This window comes from Xanthomonas sp. CPBF 426 (assembly GCF_903989465.1).
GTDB classification, from domain to species: Bacteria; Pseudomonadota; Gammaproteobacteria; order Xanthomonadales; family Xanthomonadaceae; genus Xanthomonas; species Xanthomonas euroxanthea.
The window spans coordinates 4613915-4630569 of the sequence record NZ_LR861805.1 but is presented as its reverse complement, the minus strand read 5'-3'; the positions used below and the strand labels follow the sequence as shown (position 1 = coordinate 4630569).

The following is a 16655-nucleotide window of genomic DNA, read 5'->3' as shown; positions in this document are numbered from 1 at the left end:
AGCGGTGGCACGGGGGACGCGCCAGTCTACCCGCTTCGGCTGAAATAATTAATTCACAGTAAGTTATTAAATTGGCGGCCTCTGCCGTCTGCGGTCATCCCATGTCACGTTTGCGTACCCGCCCATGTCCCCGCCTCGGCCTGCTGGCCCTGTGCATGAACGCCAGCCTGGGCGTCCATGCCGCTGCGCCGGCCAGCGACACCACCCCGGTGCAGCTGGACGCGGTGCAGGTCTCCGGCCAGCACCTGTCGATCCGCCAGGCGATCGGCGCCAAGCGCGAGGCCGCCGTGGTGTCCGACGGCGTGGCCGCCGACGATATCGGCTCGATCCCCGACTTCGGCCTGGGCGAGGCCCTGCAGCGGGTGCCGGGCGTGTCGATGGTGGTCAACAACGGCCGCGGCGAGGCGCAGTTCATGAGCCTGCGCGGCTTCAACCCCGACTACAACAACGTGCTGATCGACGGGGTGGCGCTGCCGTCCACCGAAACCAGCCGGCGCGTGCAATCGCTGGACGTGATTCCCGCCTCGCTGGCGCAGCAGGTGGACATCTACAAGAGCTTCAACGCCGACATGGACAGCAATGCCATCGGCGGCATCGCCGCGCTGCGCACACGCAGCGCCTTCGATCACGACGGCCGCTTTGCCACCGTGCGCGCCAACCTGGCCGACTGGGAAAACCGCCGGCAGCTGCAGGGCAGCACCCCATCGGGCCAGGTGCAGGGCAGTTTCAGCGACACCTTCGGGCCGGATCAGCGCTTCGGCGTGGTGCTGTCTGCCGATTACTTCCGGCGCGATTCGGCGTCGTTGAATACCGCCATCGACAGCTACAGCTATTACGCCAACGGTGTGCGACAGACCCTCACGCCCGGTCTGGATCCGGACGGCCTGGCGATCGCACCGGACCGCTTCCGCCCGCTCAGCTACGACAACCTGCGCCAGCGCCGCAGCGTGTTCGGCAAGCTCGAATACGACGACGGCCAGGACGTGAGGCTGGCCTTCAGCGCCGGCACCTTCGAGCACGGCAACGACGAGCAGCGGCGCTCGCAGTGGATCAACCGCGTCGGCAATGCCACGATCACCGACGCCGGCAACGGCCGCTACGCGCAGGGCAGCGCGCAGGTGGATGCCAACCATTTCGACCAGACCCGCACGCTGCGCTACGCGCAACTGGGCGGCAGCTTCCGGCTCAATCCGGAAGGTCGTGTAGACGCATTGCTCAACCGCGCCACCGGCAAGTACCGGCAGGACACCCGCGAGGACGTGTTCAGCGCCGCCGCTTCCCCGCGGCTGGGCTTTGCGTATGCGCTCGGCGACGACACGCGCCCGCGCATCGCCCCGGTCGACCCGGGGTACTACGGCAATGCGGCCAACTACACCCAGCAGTATTTCTTGACCCGCGTGGAAAAGAGCAGCACCGACACGACGACGTTCAAGCTGGACTACAGCCAGAACGCCGATGCCGATGCGCGCGGCTGGGGCTTTCGTGGCGGCCTGCAGTACCGCGACCTGCAGCAGCGCTACAACCTGGATGAAGTCCGCCGCAATCCGGCCGGCCGCGTGAGCCTGGCGACGATCGGCACCGACGATGCGCGCATCTGCCCCTACGCCGAAGTCGGCTGCCTGTTGTTGATCGACCCGGCCCGGGTCGCCGCCTTCGCTGCCGCCTCGCCAGGCGCCTACGTGCCGGCCAGCACCAATGCCCGCAACAGCGCGATCAGCGATTTCGGCATCGACGAGCGCAGTGGCGCCGCCTATGTCATGGGCACCTGGCATGGCGAGCGCACGCTGGCCACGGTCGGCCTGCGCAACGAATACCTGCAGCGCGCCGTACGTAGCGCGGTGCCGCAGCCCTTGAACAGCACCAGCAACTACGTGCAGCAATCGGCCGACAGCGACCGCCGCTTCCTGCTGCCTTCGGCGAACCTGGCCTGGGACATCACCCCGGCAGTGAAACTGCGCGTGGCCGGCAGCCGCACCATCGGTCTGCCCACCTACGCCGACATCGGCCAGAACAGCAGCCCGGTGGTCGATGCCACCGGCCTGACCATCAATCGCAGCATCGCCAACCCGCTGCTAAGCCCCCGTCGCGCCGACAACCTGGACCTGTCGCTGGAATGGTACCCGGACCGCGATTCACAGCTGTCGCTGGCACTGTTCCACAAGCGCATCGGCGATGAAATCGTGCGCCTGACCAGCACCGACACCCAGCGCGACCCCGGCGGCCTGGTCGGCAGCTATCAGGTCACCACCACCCAGGCGATCAATACCGGCGATGCGCAGGTGCAGGGCATCGAATTGACCGCCATCGACACACGCTTCGATTTCCTGCCCGGCGCCTGGTCCAACCTGGGCGCGATGTTCAACGCGACCCTGCTCGACCCGCGTACCGCCGATGTGCAGATGGCCGACGGCACGCGCCGCGCGCTGCCCGGCCTGATGGAATCGCCCAGGCGCAGCGCCAATGCCTCGCTGCTGTACGACATCGGCCGGTTCAGTGCGCGCGTCAGCGCCAACTACACCGGCCAGCAGCTGCTTTCGGCCGCCACCGACAACCGCGTCAACGACCGCTATTACGACCCGATCACCAGTTACGACGCGCAGCTGGCCTGGAACTTCAGCAAGCAACTGCGCCTGACCGTGCAGGGCCGCAATCTCGCCAACGCGCGGCTGACGCGGGTGATCGGTGCCGACCGACAACTGATGCGCGAGCAGCTCGACAACGGCCGCGCCTATTACCTGGGAGTGGACTATGCGTTCTGATCGCCGCGGCGCATCGGCGCCATTGCTGGCAGTGCTGGCAGTGCTGGCAACACTGGCCGGCAGCGCCAGTGCCGACGATGCCGCAACTCCATCGGCAGCCACGCCCTTCGTGCCGATGGAGACCCTCGTCAGCGGCGACTGCTGGGGCCAATGGCCGGACGATGTGCTGGCGGCGGCGAGCCGCTGCAAACCGGCCGAACACAATCGCATCGCCTTGCAGGTACCAGACGATGCCGATGGCCCGGCACGCGTCGGCATCGATGCCAGTGCCTGCCGCGGCGCGCGCTGCGCCGGCCTGGCGCAGGTGCTGCAGGCCGCGCCCACCCAACGGCTGCTGCTGCGCACGCCACCTGCACGCATCGACGCAGTGCTGGCCGCCTTGGATCAGGCCCATGCACGCGAACGCGTCAGCATCGAACCGCTGGTGCAGCCGGTGCCGGCGCCTGGCGCGCCGATCACGCTGGCGCCGGGCATCCGCTACTGGCGGCAGGCCATGCGCGCACCGCAACCGGTGATGCTGCATATCGCCGAGATCGATCTTGCCACCCCCGGGCTGCAACTGGTCGGCACCCCTGGCGAGCGCAGCGGGGGCGGCGAGTTCCTGGCCAAGCCGACCACCGCGTTCGTGCGCGACCGCGGCCTGGCGCTGGCGATCAATGCCGATTACTTCCTGCCGTTCGAGGGCGGGCAGTTGTTCGACAAGGCGTTCGTGCCGGCGGCAGGGCAGGGCGTCACTGCCGAAGGCCTGGCGATCGAGGCGGGGCATCTGGATTCGGCCGCCGCCACCAGCGATGCACGCGTCAACGCGGCGTTGTGCGTGAGCGCGCGCAATGCGGTCAGCATCGTGCATGGCAGCTGCCCGCCGGGCACCCGCCTGGGGGTGGGGGCCGGCCCGCTGCTGCTGCGCGACGGCAAGCGCCAGCGGCGCGAGGCCAGCCGCGCCGAGTACTACGACGGCCCCGAGCCGCGCAGCGCGCTGGGACTGGATCGCGCGCGCAGGACGCTGTGGATGGTGGTCGCCGACGGCCGCCAGCCGGGCTATAGCGCCGGCATCACCCTGGACGCGCTGACCACGGTGCTGCAGCAGCTTGGCGCCACGTCCGCCATCAACCTGGACGGCGGCGGCTCCAGCACCCTGGCCGCGCGGGTGGATGGGCGCGTGCGCGCACTCAATCGCCCCATCCACACCGGCATCCCGGGGCGCGAACGCCCGGTTGCCAACCAGCTCGGGGTACGCATCGCGCCACGGCCCTGAGCGCACGCGGGCGGCGCGGTACCATTGGCGGTTTGAACCACGGTCCGCGCCATGAAGATTGCCTCCTGGAACGTCAACTCGCTCAACGTGCGCCTGCCGCACCTGCAACAGTGGCTGGCGGACTTCGCGCCGGACGTCGTGGGCATCCAGGAAACCAAGCTGGAAGACCACAAATTCCCGGATGCGGCCCTGGCCGCGCTGGGCTACCGCAGCGTGTTCTGCGGGCAGAAGACCTACAACGGCGTGGCGATCCTGTCGCGCTCGCCGGCGCTGGAGGTGCAGATGGGCATCCCCGGCTTCGATGATGTGCAGCAGCGTGTGATCGCCGCCACCGTCGATGGCGTGCGCATCATCAATCTGTATGTGGTCAACGGCCAGGACGTGGGCACCGACAAGTACGCCTACAAACTGCGCTGGCTTGAGGCGGTGCACGACTGGATCGCGCAGGAACTGCAACGCCACCCGCAGCTGGTGGTGCTGGGCGACTTCAACATCGCCCCGGACGCGCGCGACGTCTACGCGCCGGAAGTGTGGAGCGACAACCACATCCTCACCTCCACCGCCGAGCGCGGCGCCCTCAACAAGCTGCTGGCGCTGGGCCTGCACGATGCGTTTCGCCAGCATCACGACGATGCCGGCCATTTCAGCTGGTGGGATTACCGCCAGGCCGCCTACCGCCGCAACCTGGGGCTGCGCATCGACCTGACCCTGGTGTCGGATGCGTTGCGCGCCCGCGCGGTGGAAGCGGGCATCGATCGCGAACCACGCACCTGGGAGCGTCCCAGCGACCACGCGCCGGCCTGGGTGCGGCTTGCCGAGGCCAGCGCATGAGCGAGCGGCATCTGCGGCGTAGCACGCACAAGGTTGGCGAGGTCACGCTCGGGCCGGTGCACCGGCTGAGCTGTCACTGTGGCGCGGTGCAGATCGATCTGGACCTGCCGCACGGGCTGCTCGATCCGCGCCGTTGCGATTGTTCGATGTGCCGCCGCCGCGGCGCCATCGTCGCCTCGGTCACGCTCGATGGCCTGCATGTGTTGCAGGGCGAAGACGTGCTGCGGCTGTATCAGTTCAACACGCATACCGCGGCGCATTATTTCTGCGGCGTGTGCGGTATCTATACGCATCACCGGCGGCGCTCCAACCCCAACGAATACGGCTATAACGTCGGCTGCCTGGAAGGCGTCAACCCGTATGCGCTGAACATCGCCGTGCCGGTGGAGGACGGGGTTCACCATCCGGCTGATCGGGTTGCGGTCGATGGCTGAAACGGCAACGCCCGGGCAAGCCCGGGCGTTGGGTTCTGCAGCGTTGCGTGTACGTTGTTTAACGCACGCGGCCACGTGTAAACAGGTTGACGATTGCCAGCAGGATCACCGCACCGACCAGCGACCACACGAAGGTCCACAGGGTGATGGCCTGATTGATGCCGCCACCGAACAGGAAACCGGCAATCAGCGCGCCGACGATGCCGACCACGATATTGAGGATGATGCCTTGCTGCGCATCGCGACGCATGATGATGCTGGCCAGCCAACCCACGATGCCGCCGACGATCAACCAGATGATGATGCCCATGTTGCCGAACTCCTCATTCGATTGCACCGGAAGTAGTGCATGGGCGCCATTCAACGCAGACAGGCGTGAAGTGACTGTCGAGCGCGATCACACGCCGATGCGGGCGTTGTGCTTGGTGCATGCAGCGTGACAGCGTACGCGAGCTGGCACATCGGACCGGTGCAACTGTGGCTGCGTCCGCACCGGCATGGCGAGCGCGGCGAGCCACAGGCGCGCGAGTTGCTGGGCCAGGCGCTGGCGTTGGAACCTGCCCGGGTACCGCTGCTGCGTGACGCGCGCGGGCGCCCGTCGCTGCAACCGGCCTTGCCCGATTGGGACGCCGGCTGGAGCCATAGTGCCGATTATCTGTTGGTCGGCCTGGGCAACCGCGTGCGGCTGGGCGTGGACCTGGAACGCATCCGCGCGCGCCCGCGGCTGCTGGAGATCGCGCAGCGATTCTTCCATGCCGACGAAATCGCACTGCTGGCCGGGCTGGAGCCGGACGCGCAGCAGGCGCTGTTTTTCCGCCTGTGGTGCGCCAAGGAAGCGCTGCTCAAGGCGTACGGGCATGGTCTGTCGTTCGGCCTGCATCGGCTCGCCTACGCGGTGGCACCCGACGGCGCATTGCAGTTGCAATGGTGCGACCCGGCGCTGGGCCAGGCCGCACACTGGCGGCTGCACGAGTGGTGGGCGGCCCCCGACTGCCGCGCCGCACTGGCGTTCCATCCATTGCCGGCCGACTAGGCGCGGCGATCAACGCACTGCATCTTTGCACCGCAGCGCCAGCGCGTTGTCTTGATCGGGCTGCAGCACGTGCAGGCCGTGGATCTGTGCCGTGGCGGCCCGACCACTGTCTCAGGCAGGTTCCGGCCACGCCGCGGCATGCGGCAGGATCGGCTGACGGAACTGCGCCACCCCGTCCAGATCGCGCAAGGTCACCGTCAGCACGCCGGTGCGTGCATCGATCTCCACTTCGCCAAAGAATTGAAATCCTGCCAGCGGCGACAGGTTCGGCGCCGGCGGGGCTTTCTGGAAGATCACTGTCGGCCCGAACGTGGCATCGAGGGCATTCGGGCCGAAGCTGCCCGCATTGAGCGGGCCGGCCACGAATTCCCAGAACGGCTCGAACTGCTGGAACGCCGCGCGGTCCGGGTGGTAGTAATGCGCCGCGCAATAATGCACATCGGCGGTCAGCCACAGCGTGTTGCGAATGCGCGCTGTGCTGATGAAACGCAGCAGCGTGGCGATCTCCTGTTCGCGCCCACGCGGCACGCCCGGATCGCCGTTGGCGATCGCCTCCCAGCGCGCGCGGCCCGCTGCGTCCTGCCCATCGGGGACCTGCAGGCCGATCGGCATGTCGGCGGCGATCACCTTCCATTGCGCGCGTGAACCGGCCAGTTCGCGCTGCAGCCAGGCCAGTTGCTGCGTACCGAGAAATGCCGCGTCCGCGCCCGGCTGCGGTTGCAGGTTGTCGCTGTTGGCGCCGCGATAGCTGCGCATGTCCAGCACGAACACATCCAGCAGCGGGCCGTAACCGATCTTGCGGTAGATGCGACCGTCGCCATCGGCACGCACGCCGCGCATCGGGGCGTATTCCAGGAATGCCTGGCGCGCACGACCGGCCAGCACCCCGATATCGCGCACCTGATAGCGCGCGTCCAGCTGCTTGCCGGGCGACCAGTTGTTGGTGGTTTCGTGATCGTCCCATTGCCAGAGTTGTGCGACCTCGGCATTGAAGCGGCGCACATGCTCATCGAGCAGGTTGTAGCGGTAATTGCCGCGGAATTCGTCCAGCGTTTCGGCAACCTTGCTCTTGGCCGCGGTGGTGAGGTTGCGCCAGCGCCTGCCTTCTTCGACGACCAGCTCGGCCGGGACGGGGCCGTCGGCATAGATGGTGTCGCCGCTGTGCAGGAAGAAGTCCGGGTTGCGCTCGCGCATCGCGCTGTAGATGCGCATGCCGCCGATGTCCGGATTGATGCCGAAGCCCTGGCCGACGGTGTCGCCGCTCCAGACAAAGCGCACATCGCCACGCGCCTGCGGCGCACTGCGCAGATGGCCATGCACCGGCGCGCTCAAGGTGCCGTTGTCGGCATCTTCGAAACGCACCCGGTAGAAGATGTCCTGATCGCGCGGCAACGCGCCCAGATCCACCCGTGCAGTGAAATCGTGCGCCGGCAAGGCCACCGGCCCATCCACACGACGCGCCTGCCGCAGGCTCGGGCGCGTATCCCATTCCACCCGTAGCCGCGCCGGCCGGTCGCAGCGGCTCCACAGCATGGCCCGGCCATCCACGACATCGCCGCTCTGCACCCCATCGGTGATCAGCGGCCGCCCGGACGGCGCAGCCAGGCTGCGCGTGGACCAAGCGGCAGTGGCCGGCAGCAACAAACCGGCACCCAAACCTTGCAACACGCGGCGGCGGGCGGGATCGGCGGTGGGCATGGCATCCTCGATGCGTCTGGCAGCGGGCATCCAGATATAGCGCCGCCGTCTTACCGGGGCGTGTCCATGGCGCTGCATGACGCAGCAGGCCAGGCGGCGAGAGGCCGTCACCTCGTTGCGCAGCACGCAGGTGATGGGGTGCGTGGCGAGGGCGTGGAATGGCGGTTCACGCGTGCTGCCGCTGTCGTGGAAGCTCGGCGCAGGGCTGCCGTGGCGGATGGGGGGCGCATGCCGTTGCCATGCTCCGCAGCACACCGCAGGCTCATGCCTCCACTGCGCCGGCCTTGCCGTCTTCGACCACGAAGCGTTTCAACGTCGAGACCGTTGCATCGCGGTCGCGGCGGTCGGAGATGCCTTGCAGGCGGGTTTCCATCCGCCCCGGGGTCAGCGTCACCGAGACATAGCCGCGGGTTTCGCCTTCGGCGTAGTGCACATGCGGATTGAGCGCCATGGTGGCGTGCAGTTCGGCGTTGCTCTGGCCGTCGGAGGTGATCGAGGTGCCGACGAATTCGGTGGCCAGCGTCGCCGAGTCCGGGTCGGCCGGATCTTTCTTCAGGTCGTTCACCCAGTACGAGTGGATGTCGCCGCCCCAGAACACCGGATTGCGCAGCCGGGTCTTGGCGATTGCGTCGAGCATGCGGGTGCGCGTGGCGGGGTAGCCGTCCCAGCCGTCGGTCCAGTGGCCGAATACGCCGTCGCGGCCATGCTGGTTCAGCGGTGCCACCAGCAGATCCTGCGCGATCACGTTCCAGCGCGCCGGCGATCGTGCGAAGGCGCCATGCAGCCAGCGCTCCTGTTCCCAGCCCAGCATGCTGCGGCGTGGGTCGGTGCGTTCGCGGCAGCTGGCGTCCACCACGTGGCCGCCGCGCCAGCCGTTGGCCCGCGGGCAGGGTTGTTCGCTGCGGTACTGGCGCCCATCGAGCACGTAGAAGCGCGCCAGCTGGCCGTAGTCCAGCGCCCGGTAGATGCGCATGTTGGCGCCATGCGGGCGGCTGGCTGCGCGCAGCGGGAAGTGTTCGTAAAAGGCACGGTAGGCGGCCGCGCGTCGGGCCAGGAAGCTGTCGACCGCAATCGAAGGGTCCTGCGACCAGCGATTGGCGTAATCGTTCTGCACCTCGTGGTCGTCCCAGGTCGCCACGCAGGCGCTGCCGGCGTGCAGCGCCTGCAGGTCGGGGTCGGTGCGGTACAGCGCGTAGCGGTTGCGGTAGCCGGCCAGATCCAGGCACTCGCCGCTGCCGTGCGGGCGCACGATCTTCTTCGCCGCCTCGCCGCGGTTGCTGTATTCGTAGATGTAATCGCCGAGGAAGAACACCAGGTCCGGCTGTTCGGCGGCCAGGTGGCGGTAGGCGCTGAAATAGCCCTGCTCCCAGTGCGAACACGACACAAAGCCCAGTCGCGCCGCATCCGGCAACTGGTGCGGCGCCGGCAAGGTGCGCGCGCTGCCGACGGGGCTACGCGCGCCCAGCGCCTGGAAGCAGTACCAGTACGGGCGATCGGCGGCCAGGCCGGCCAGCTCCACATGCACCGCGTGGCCCCAGGCCGGGCTGGCGACGGTCTGCCCCTGGCGCACGATGCGGCGCATGCCCGGGTCGCTGGCCACCTGCCAGCGCACCTGCACCGGGGCGCTCAATCCACCGCGTCCATCCGGCTCCAGCGGGCGCGGCGCCAGCCGGGTCCAGATGACGAAGCCGTCGGCCAGCGGGTCGCCCGCGGCCACGCCCAGGGTGAACGGGTCCGGGCTGCCGCCGGCACGTGCGAACGGGCTGAGCAGTCCGGCGGCCGCCAGCCCGGCGCCAGCGATAAGAAGACGGCGCCGGCCGTGATCCACGGCGGCAGGGGCGTCGCCGGGGCCGGGCAGGGACGATGCGGAGGATGGGGCGATCAAGGACATGGACACAACACGCAATCAGGCGGACGCGACCATGGTGCGACGGGCGGATGTCCGTTCGATGGCAGCGGCACTGCCGTGGCTGACGGCGGCTCGTGCGCCCATATCGACCATCGACCATCGACAGATGGCGGATGGCGGATGGCGGACGGCAGATGACGGGCACGGGGTGTGCCACCGCGGTGGTTGATCCTGCCCACCGCGATGCGCATGCGCCGGTGCAGCCGCCGCTGGCGTGGCTGCAGGCCCTGCGGCATCGCCAGACCTGGACATGTGTGCTGGGCAGGTTCAAGTACGCCAGCTTCCTGCCCACGCGCCGCGTATCGCCACCATGCGCGGTACGCGTGCACCTGCACGCCGGCCAGCTGCGATAATCGCGGCATGAACGATGCCGCACTTGCCCCCGATGTAGCCGCCGCACTGGCGCATGGCCTGCAGGCCCAATCCCTGGATGCGGACTTTGCCGCGCCGTTGTTGCGCTATCTGACGCTGCTGGTGCGTTGGAACAAGACCTACAACCTCACCGCCGTGCGCGACCCGCGCGAGATGGTCACCCGCCATCTGCTCGATTCGCTGGCCATGCAGCCCTACATCGCCAGCGGCACCTTGGCCGACCTGGGCACCGGCCCCGGCCTGCCCGGCATCCCGCTGGCGATCACCCGCCCGCAGCTGCAGGTCACCCTGGTGGAAAGCAACGGCAAGAAGGCGCGCTTCATGCGCGAGGCGCTGCGCCAGCTGGCGCTGGGCAACGCACGCGTGGCCGAGTCGCGCGCCGAAGCGCTGGACGAACCGGCCGCTTACGACCACCTCACCGCGCGGGCACTGGATACGCTGGCCGGCATCATTGAGGTCGGCGGTCACCTGCTGCGCCCGGGCGGCAGCCTGCTGGCGATGAAGGGCATCTATCCGCACGACGAGATCGCCGCGCTGCCCCCCGGCTGGACGCTGGCCGAGGTGCATCCGCTGCAGGTGCCCGGCCTGGAGGGCGAGCGGCATCTGGTGGTGGTGCGCAAGGCAGGCTGAAACGGCCGGCCCGTCCGGCCGCGTGCATTCACTCCCCACTCCCCACTCCCCGCGCTGGGACTTCCGGCCCATGGCAGCTGCCGCCCGGGCTGCCATGATCGAACGTTCGATCCGAACGCAGGCCGCCCGCACGTGACATCTCCTCTCGCCGCCGCACTTTCGCTCGCCCTGCTGGGCGCAAGCTTCGCCGCCACCTCGGCGCAGGCCGCCGCACCGGCACCAGTGGCGCCCGCCACGCTGACCACCGAGCGCCCCGCCGATGCGCGCTTCCGCGCCATCTACGAAAAAGAGTGGCGCTGGCGCCAGGCCGAGACCGGCCAGGCCGACGAAGACAGCGACACCACCGGCGACAACACCCATCTGCCCGATGTCGGCCCGGCCGCGCAGCAGGCGCGCCTGGCGGTATGGGACGGCGTGCTCAAGCAGCTCGACGGCATCGACCCGAAACAGCTCTCGCCCAGCAACCAGGTCAACTACGCCATCTACCGCCCGCAGGTGGAAAACCTCGCCGCCGAAGTGCGCCTGCGCCTGTACGAGATGCCGTTCAACTCGGACAGCTCATTCTGGTCCAACCTGGGCTTCATGGCGCAGCGGCCGATGAAGACTGCCGCCGAGTACCGCGCCTATATCGCGCGCCTGAACGATGTGCCGCGCTACTTCGACCAGCAGACCGCCAACATGCGCGCCGGCCTGGCGCGCGGGTTCAGCGTGCCGCGCGCGGTGCTGGATGGCCGCGACGTTTCCATCGCCACCGTGGCCGAGGTCAAGGATCCCACCGCATCCAGCTTCTACGCCCCGTTCAAGCAGCTGCCGGCGCAGATCCCCGCCGCCGAACAGGCGCAGTTGCGCGAGCAGGCCAAGGCCGCGCTCAGCACGGCGGTACTGCCGGCCTACGCCAAGCTGCTGGGCTTTTTCCGCAACGAGTACATGCCCAAGGCGCGCACCACGCTGGCGGCCGAAGCGCTGCCCGACGGCAAGGCGTTCTATCGCCAACAGATCCGCGAATACACCACGCTGGAACTGACCCCGGAGCAGATCCACCAGATCGGCCTGGACGAGGTGGCGCGCATCCAGGCGCAGATGGACGCGATCATCCGGCAGGTCGGCTTCAAGGGCAGCTTTGCGCAGTTCCTGAGCTTCCTGCGCACCGACCCGCAGTTCTACGCCAAGACCCCGCAGGAGCTGCTCGATCGCGCCGCGTGGATCTCCAAGCGCGTGGACGGGCAGGTCGGCAGGTTCATCGGCACGCTGCCGCGCGGGCGCTTCACCATCAAGCCGGTGCCGGACGATATCGCCCCGTTCTGGACCGCCGGCCGCGGCGGTGCCACCACCTACTGGGTGAACACCTACAACCTGCCGTCGCGGCCGTTGTACAACCTGCCGGCGCTGACCCTGCACGAATCCTCGCCGGGGCATTCGCTGCAGGGCTCGCTGGCGCTGGAGCAGGGCGACCAGCCGGCGTTCCGCCGCGAAAACTACATCTCCGCCTACGGCGAAGGCTGGGCGCTGTACACCGAAAAGCTCGGCCAGGAGATGGGCATCTACGAGACCCCTTACGAGGAATTCGGCCGGCTCACCTACGAAATGTGGCGTGCCTGCCGGTTGGTGATCGACACCGGCGTGCACCACGACGGCTGGAGCCGCGAGCAGGCGCTGGCCTACCTGCGCGACCGCACCGCGCTGAGCGAGCACGAGGTCACCACCGAGGTGGACCGCTACATCTCCTGGCCCGGCCAGGCGCTGAGCTACAAGCTGGGCGAGATCAGCATCGTCAAGCTGCGTGCCGAGGCCGAACAGGAACTGGGCGACCGCTTCGACATCAAGGCCTTCCACGACGCGGTGCTGAAGCAGGGTTCGGTCACCTTGCCGGTGCTGGAACAGCAGGTGCGTGCGTTTATCGCCGAGAGCAAGTCACGCCCGGACGCCGCCAGGCCAAACGCCGCCGCCCCCTGATCCGGCACAACGGTCTGCTCCACGTAGGAGCGGACCCGGCCGCGACGCCCGTCCCGACCCTGGCACCGCCGCGGCCTGGAACATCCAGGTGACCGCTGCCGGCGACCGGCCATCCACACGCTGTGTGCGTGCAGCCGGCATCCCGGCGTGATGCCATTGGTCCGACCCCGACCCCGACCCCGACCCGACCCGACCCGACCCGACCCGACCCGACCCGACCCGACCCGACCGCGTCGCGGCCAGGTCCGCTCCTACCGCGCTGCCGTGCCGGTGCGTGCCCGCCCGCCCATGCGATTGTGTAACTGCCCCGGCCCCGATACGCTGCGCCCATGCTGCTTCGCCGCGCCCGCCTGTTGCACCCCTTGCTGCGCCTGATGGCGTTGGCGGTGCTGGTCATGGGCGTGCTGGTGGCACCGGTGGCTTGCGCGCTGGGCGATGTGCATGCACTGGCGCACGACCAGATGCACCTGGAAGACACCGCGCCGCATGGCCATGACGGCGCCGACGAAGGCGATGCCGGCGAGCGCGACGGGGCCGGCCTGATGCACGCCCTGATGCATAGCGGCTACTGCCACGGCCAGAATCCGGCGGTATTGCCGGCGCTGGCCTGGCTGCCGCTATCCACGCACGCGCAGGCCCAACCCGTGGCCGTGTTCGCGTACTACCGCTCGCACCTGAGCGAGACCGGATTGCGTCCCCCGATCGCGGCCTGATGCATCGCCGGCGGCTGCCGGCCTGTCCATCGATCCCGATTCCGGAGACACCCTCATGTGGTTGCGACTGACGGCACTGGCCGTCTTCGCGGTCGTGCCGTGCGCCATGGCGCAGGGCGCACCGCCCAAACCCGTGCTGACCCTGGACGACGCCATCGCGCGCGTCGCCCGGCAGCACCCCGACCTGCGCCTGGCCGATGGTCAGCGCGCGGTCCTCACCGCCGAGGCCGAGCGCGACGCGCTGCGTCCGCCGTTGCGCATCGGCGCCGAACTGGAAAACGTGTTCGGCACCGGCCCGACCCGCGCGCTGGACCAGGCCGAACTCACCGTCACCCTGGCTGGCGTGCTGGAACGCGGCGGCAAGCTGGACGCACGCCGCACCCTGGCCCAGGCACGCATCGACGCACTGGCCCCGCAACGTGCGCTGGCGCGCCTGGATGTGCTGGCCGAAGTGGCGCGGCGCTATCTGGCCATCGGCATGGCCGCACAACGGCAGGCAGTTGCGCTGGAAACGCTGGCGCAGCGGCAGCGCACCGTCAGTGCCGCGCGCCAGCGGCTGCAGGCCGGCGCCTCGCCCGAATCGGTGCTGCTGACCGCCCAGGCCCTGCAGGCGCGCGCGGAACTGGAACGCGATCGCGCGCAGCAGGAGCTGCTGGCCGCGCGCCGCCAGCTGGCGGTGTTGTGGGGGCAGCGCACGCCGGACTTCGGCGAGGTCACCGGCGACCCGCTGCAGCTGCCGGCGATTCCCGACTTCGAGGTGCTGGCGCAGCTGCTCGATGCCACTCCCGAACTGGCGCGCTTGAACGGCGAGCAGCGCGTGCGCGAGGCGCGGGTGCGGCTGGCACGCAGCCAGGCGCGCCCGGACCTGGACTGGCAGGTGGGCGTGCGCCGGCTCCAGGCCAACGACGCCACCGCAGTGCTCGGCAGCGTTTCGCTGGCCCTGGGCAGCGAAACGCGCGCACAACCGGAGATCCGCGCCGCCGAGGCGGAGCTGTCGTTGCTGGAGATCGAACGCCAATCGCAGGCACTGACGCTCTACGCCACACTGGCCGACGCGCATGGCCGCTACCGCGCCGCGCAGCTGGAAGTGGCGCGGATGCGCAGCGATGTGCTGCCCGCACTCGCGCGTGCCGATGCCGCGGCCGAGCGCGCCTACCGCGCCGGCGCCACCAGTTATCTGGACTGGGCGCAGTTGCAGGCGCAGCGCAGCGATGCACGCCAGCAGCAGCTAGCGGCGGCGCTGGACGCGCAGAGCGCATTGATCGAGATCCAGCGCCTGACCGGGCAGCCATTCGTGGTCGACAACGCTGCGCAGGTGCGGCCATGAGCGCGACGTCCGCTGTGCGCTTTCGCCCTGCCTGCCCGTGTGCGCCGGGATCTGCTGCGCCGGTATCGGTATCGACGTTCGCAATCGCGCCGGCATCCAGCAGTCGCCAGGCGATGCCCGCGCCTACCGCGCAGCCAGAGCGTCCGGCGTACCCCTTCTTCGTTCGTTCGCCCGGCGCAGCGCGTCGGCGCCCACCAGGATGTTCTTCGATGACACGTTTTCTGATCGCGCCGCTGTTGCTGGCGCTGCTGCTGGGCGGCTGCGGCCGCAACGGCGAAGAATCGCATGACCACGCAACGCCCGGTGCCGACGGCGAGGCCGACGCACATGGCGAAGACGCCGAAAAAGGCGCGCACGGCGGGCGCCTGCTGCGCCAGGACGGCGACAGCGTGGAGCTGGCGATTGCCGAAGACGGCACGCCGCCGACCTATCGCGCCTGGCTGTACCGCGACGGCAAGCCCTTGCCGCCCGGCGCCGGCACTGTCGAAGTGCGCTCGACCCGGCTCGGCGGCGTCCACGAAGTGCATCGATTGCGCGCGCGCGACGACGGCAGCCTGCTGGCCGACAGCACGGTCGGCGAGCCGCATTCGTTCGACGTGGAAGTGCGCGCCACCGTGCAGGGCAGGCCGCGTCGCTGGGCCTATCCCAGCTATGAAGGCCGCACCACCATCGTGGCAAAGATCGCGCAGGACGCCGGCATCCGGGTTGCGCCGGTCGGTCCCGGCAGCATCGCCGACCAGCACGAGGTGCAGGGCCTGCTGACGCCGGCAGAAGGTGCGCAGGCGCAGGCCACCGCGCGCTTTCCCGGGCCGGTGCGCAGCCTGCGCGTCAACGTCGGCGACCAGGTGCGCGCCGGCCAGGTCCTGGCCACGGTGGAGAGCAATCTGAGCCTGACCACGTATCCGGTCAGTGCGCCGATCAGCGGCACCGTGCTCGCCCGCAACGCCAGCCTGGGCAGCAACGCCAGCGAAGGCCAGGCGCTGTTCGAAATCGCCGACCTGTCGAGCCTGTGGGTGGATCTGCACATCTTCGGCGCCGATGCCGGGCACATCACTGCCGGCGCACCGGTGACGGTGACGCGCATCAGCGATGGCGTGGTGGCGCAGACCACGCTGGAGCGCGTGTTGCCGGGCACGGCCACGGCCAGTCAGAGCACGGTGGCGCGCGCGGTGCTGCGCAACAGCGATGGCCTGTGGCGGCCGGGTTCTGCAGTGAAGGCGCGGGTGACGGTGGCGCAGCAGCCAGCGGCGATGGTGGTGCCGGTCGGGGCCTTGCAGCAGTTTCGCGACTGGGAGGTGGTGTTCGTGCGGGTGGGGGATGTGTACGAGGTGCGGCCGGTGACACTGGGCGCGCGCGATGCGCAGCAGGTGCAGGTGGTGTCGGGTCTGGCGTTGGGGGATGCGGTGGTGGTGGAGCAGAGCTATCTGGTCAAGGCCGACATCGAAAAGTCGGGGGCCTCGCATGATCATTGATCGCTGCGTTTACGGCTTGCTTCTTCCTCGGCCGCACGCATGTGCGTGCGAACAGCCCTTCCATGCTTCAGTGACACGTGTTCTACGGCATCGACGCGGTCGCGGCGCGGGCGATCACACCAGCAACAGCGTCACAGTCTGCGCGGCAGAGGCCGGGGGCGATCGCGATATTGGCGGAGGTCGGGATCCTGGCTGCAGTGCCGCCGGCCGATGGCAGCCCGCTGCGATTGCACAGGCGTCGTGCGTGCGTACGCATGCACTGATCGGCG

The 16655-nt window shown here is 69.1% G+C and carries 14 protein-coding genes; 11 read left to right on the top strand and 3 right to left on the bottom strand.

What is annotated here, in order from left to right; all coding sequences use genetic code 11:
* Window positions 1-155 precede the first annotated feature (155 nt).
* The 4 genes from H7A87_RS19635 to H7A87_RS19620 are packed head-to-tail and all read left to right on the top strand — an operon-like array spanning window position 156 to window position 5279.
* Window positions 156-2759, top strand: a complete 2604-nt coding sequence (locus tag H7A87_RS19635) for a TonB-dependent receptor (RefSeq protein ID WP_232087890.1) — start codon at window positions 156-158, stop codon at window positions 2757-2759.
* Window positions 2749-4014: a phosphodiester glycosidase family protein gene (locus H7A87_RS19630; protein ID WP_119129873.1), complete on the top strand. Its 1266-nt coding sequence runs from the start codon at window positions 2749-2751 to the stop codon at window positions 4012-4014. The genes H7A87_RS19635 and H7A87_RS19630 overlap by 11 nt, the downstream gene beginning before the upstream one ends.
* 51 nt (window positions 4015-4065) lie before the next feature.
* On the top strand, window positions 4066-4845 hold the full coding sequence (xth, locus tag H7A87_RS19625) for an exodeoxyribonuclease III (protein WP_104585636.1): 780 nt from the start codon (window positions 4066-4068) through the stop codon (window positions 4843-4845).
* Window positions 4842-5279: a GFA family protein gene (locus tag H7A87_RS19620; protein WP_104585639.1), complete on the top strand. Its 438-nt coding sequence runs from the start codon at window positions 4842-4844 to the stop codon at window positions 5277-5279. The genes xth and H7A87_RS19620 overlap by 4 nt, the downstream gene beginning before the upstream one ends.
* Window positions 5280-5337: 58 nt before the next feature.
* Here H7A87_RS19620 and H7A87_RS19615 read toward each other — a convergent pair whose 3' ends face one another.
* Window positions 5338-5589, bottom strand: coding sequence for a GlsB/YeaQ/YmgE family stress response membrane protein (locus H7A87_RS19615; RefSeq protein WP_016901812.1), 252 nt, complete (start codon window positions 5587-5589; stop codon window positions 5338-5340).
* A gap of 126 nt (window positions 5590-5715) precedes the next feature.
* On the opposite strand from H7A87_RS19615, the gene H7A87_RS19610 reads away from it, so the two are divergent.
* Complete coding sequence (locus H7A87_RS19610; RefSeq protein ID WP_119129872.1) at window positions 5716-6312, top strand: 4'-phosphopantetheinyl transferase superfamily protein; 597 nt, start codon at window positions 5716-5718, stop codon at window positions 6310-6312.
* Between the two features lie 111 nt (window positions 6313-6423).
* On the opposite strand, the gene H7A87_RS19605 is transcribed toward H7A87_RS19610, so the two are convergent.
* Together H7A87_RS19605 and H7A87_RS19600 are read right to left on the bottom strand one after the other, a co-directional pair.
* A complete protein-coding gene (locus tag H7A87_RS19605; protein ID WP_119129871.1) occupies window positions 6424-8010 on the bottom strand; it encodes an alkaline phosphatase D family protein in 1587 nt (528 codons plus the stop codon).
* Window positions 8011-8272: 262 nt separating this feature from the next.
* Entirely contained in the window at window positions 8273-9901 is a 1629-nt protein-coding gene (locus H7A87_RS19600; RefSeq protein ID WP_119129870.1) for an alkaline phosphatase D family protein, read from the bottom strand.
* Between the two features lie 152 nt (window positions 9902-10053).
* Between H7A87_RS19600 and H7A87_RS19595 the strand changes: the two genes are divergently transcribed.
* The 6 genes from H7A87_RS19595 to H7A87_RS19570 all read left to right on the top strand — a co-directional run bounded on the left by H7A87_RS19595 (window position 10054) and on the right by H7A87_RS19570 (window position 16386).
* Complete coding sequence (locus H7A87_RS19595; protein WP_147421130.1) at window positions 10054-10272, top strand: hypothetical protein; 219 nt, start codon at window positions 10054-10056, stop codon at window positions 10270-10272.
* A 7-nt stretch (window positions 10273-10279) separates the two neighbouring features.
* On the top strand, window positions 10280-10921 hold the full coding sequence (rsmG, locus tag H7A87_RS19590) for a 16S rRNA (guanine(527)-N(7))-methyltransferase RsmG (RefSeq protein WP_104585644.1): 642 nt from the start codon (window positions 10280-10282) through the stop codon (window positions 10919-10921).
* Window positions 10922-11053: 132 nt separating this feature from the next.
* Window positions 11054-12874, top strand: coding sequence for a DUF885 family protein (locus tag H7A87_RS19585; RefSeq protein WP_119129868.1), 1821 nt, complete (start codon window positions 11054-11056; stop codon window positions 12872-12874).
* Window positions 12875-13203: 329 nt separating this feature from the next.
* Window positions 13204-13587 (top strand): hypothetical protein, encoded by a 384-nt coding sequence (locus H7A87_RS19580; protein ID WP_164739202.1) that lies wholly within the window; start codon window positions 13204-13206, stop codon window positions 13585-13587.
* 55 nt (window positions 13588-13642) lie between these two features.
* On the top strand, window positions 13643-14914 hold the full coding sequence (locus H7A87_RS19575) for a TolC family protein (RefSeq protein ID WP_119129867.1): 1272 nt from the start codon (window positions 13643-13645) through the stop codon (window positions 14912-14914).
* A 209-nt stretch (window positions 14915-15123) separates the two neighbouring features.
* Window positions 15124-16386 carry an efflux RND transporter periplasmic adaptor subunit gene (locus H7A87_RS19570; protein ID WP_119129866.1) on the top strand — a complete coding sequence of 421 codons (1263 nt, stop codon included), beginning with the start codon at window positions 15124-15126 and terminating at the stop codon, window positions 16384-16386.
* Window positions 16387-16655 lie beyond the last annotated feature (269 nt).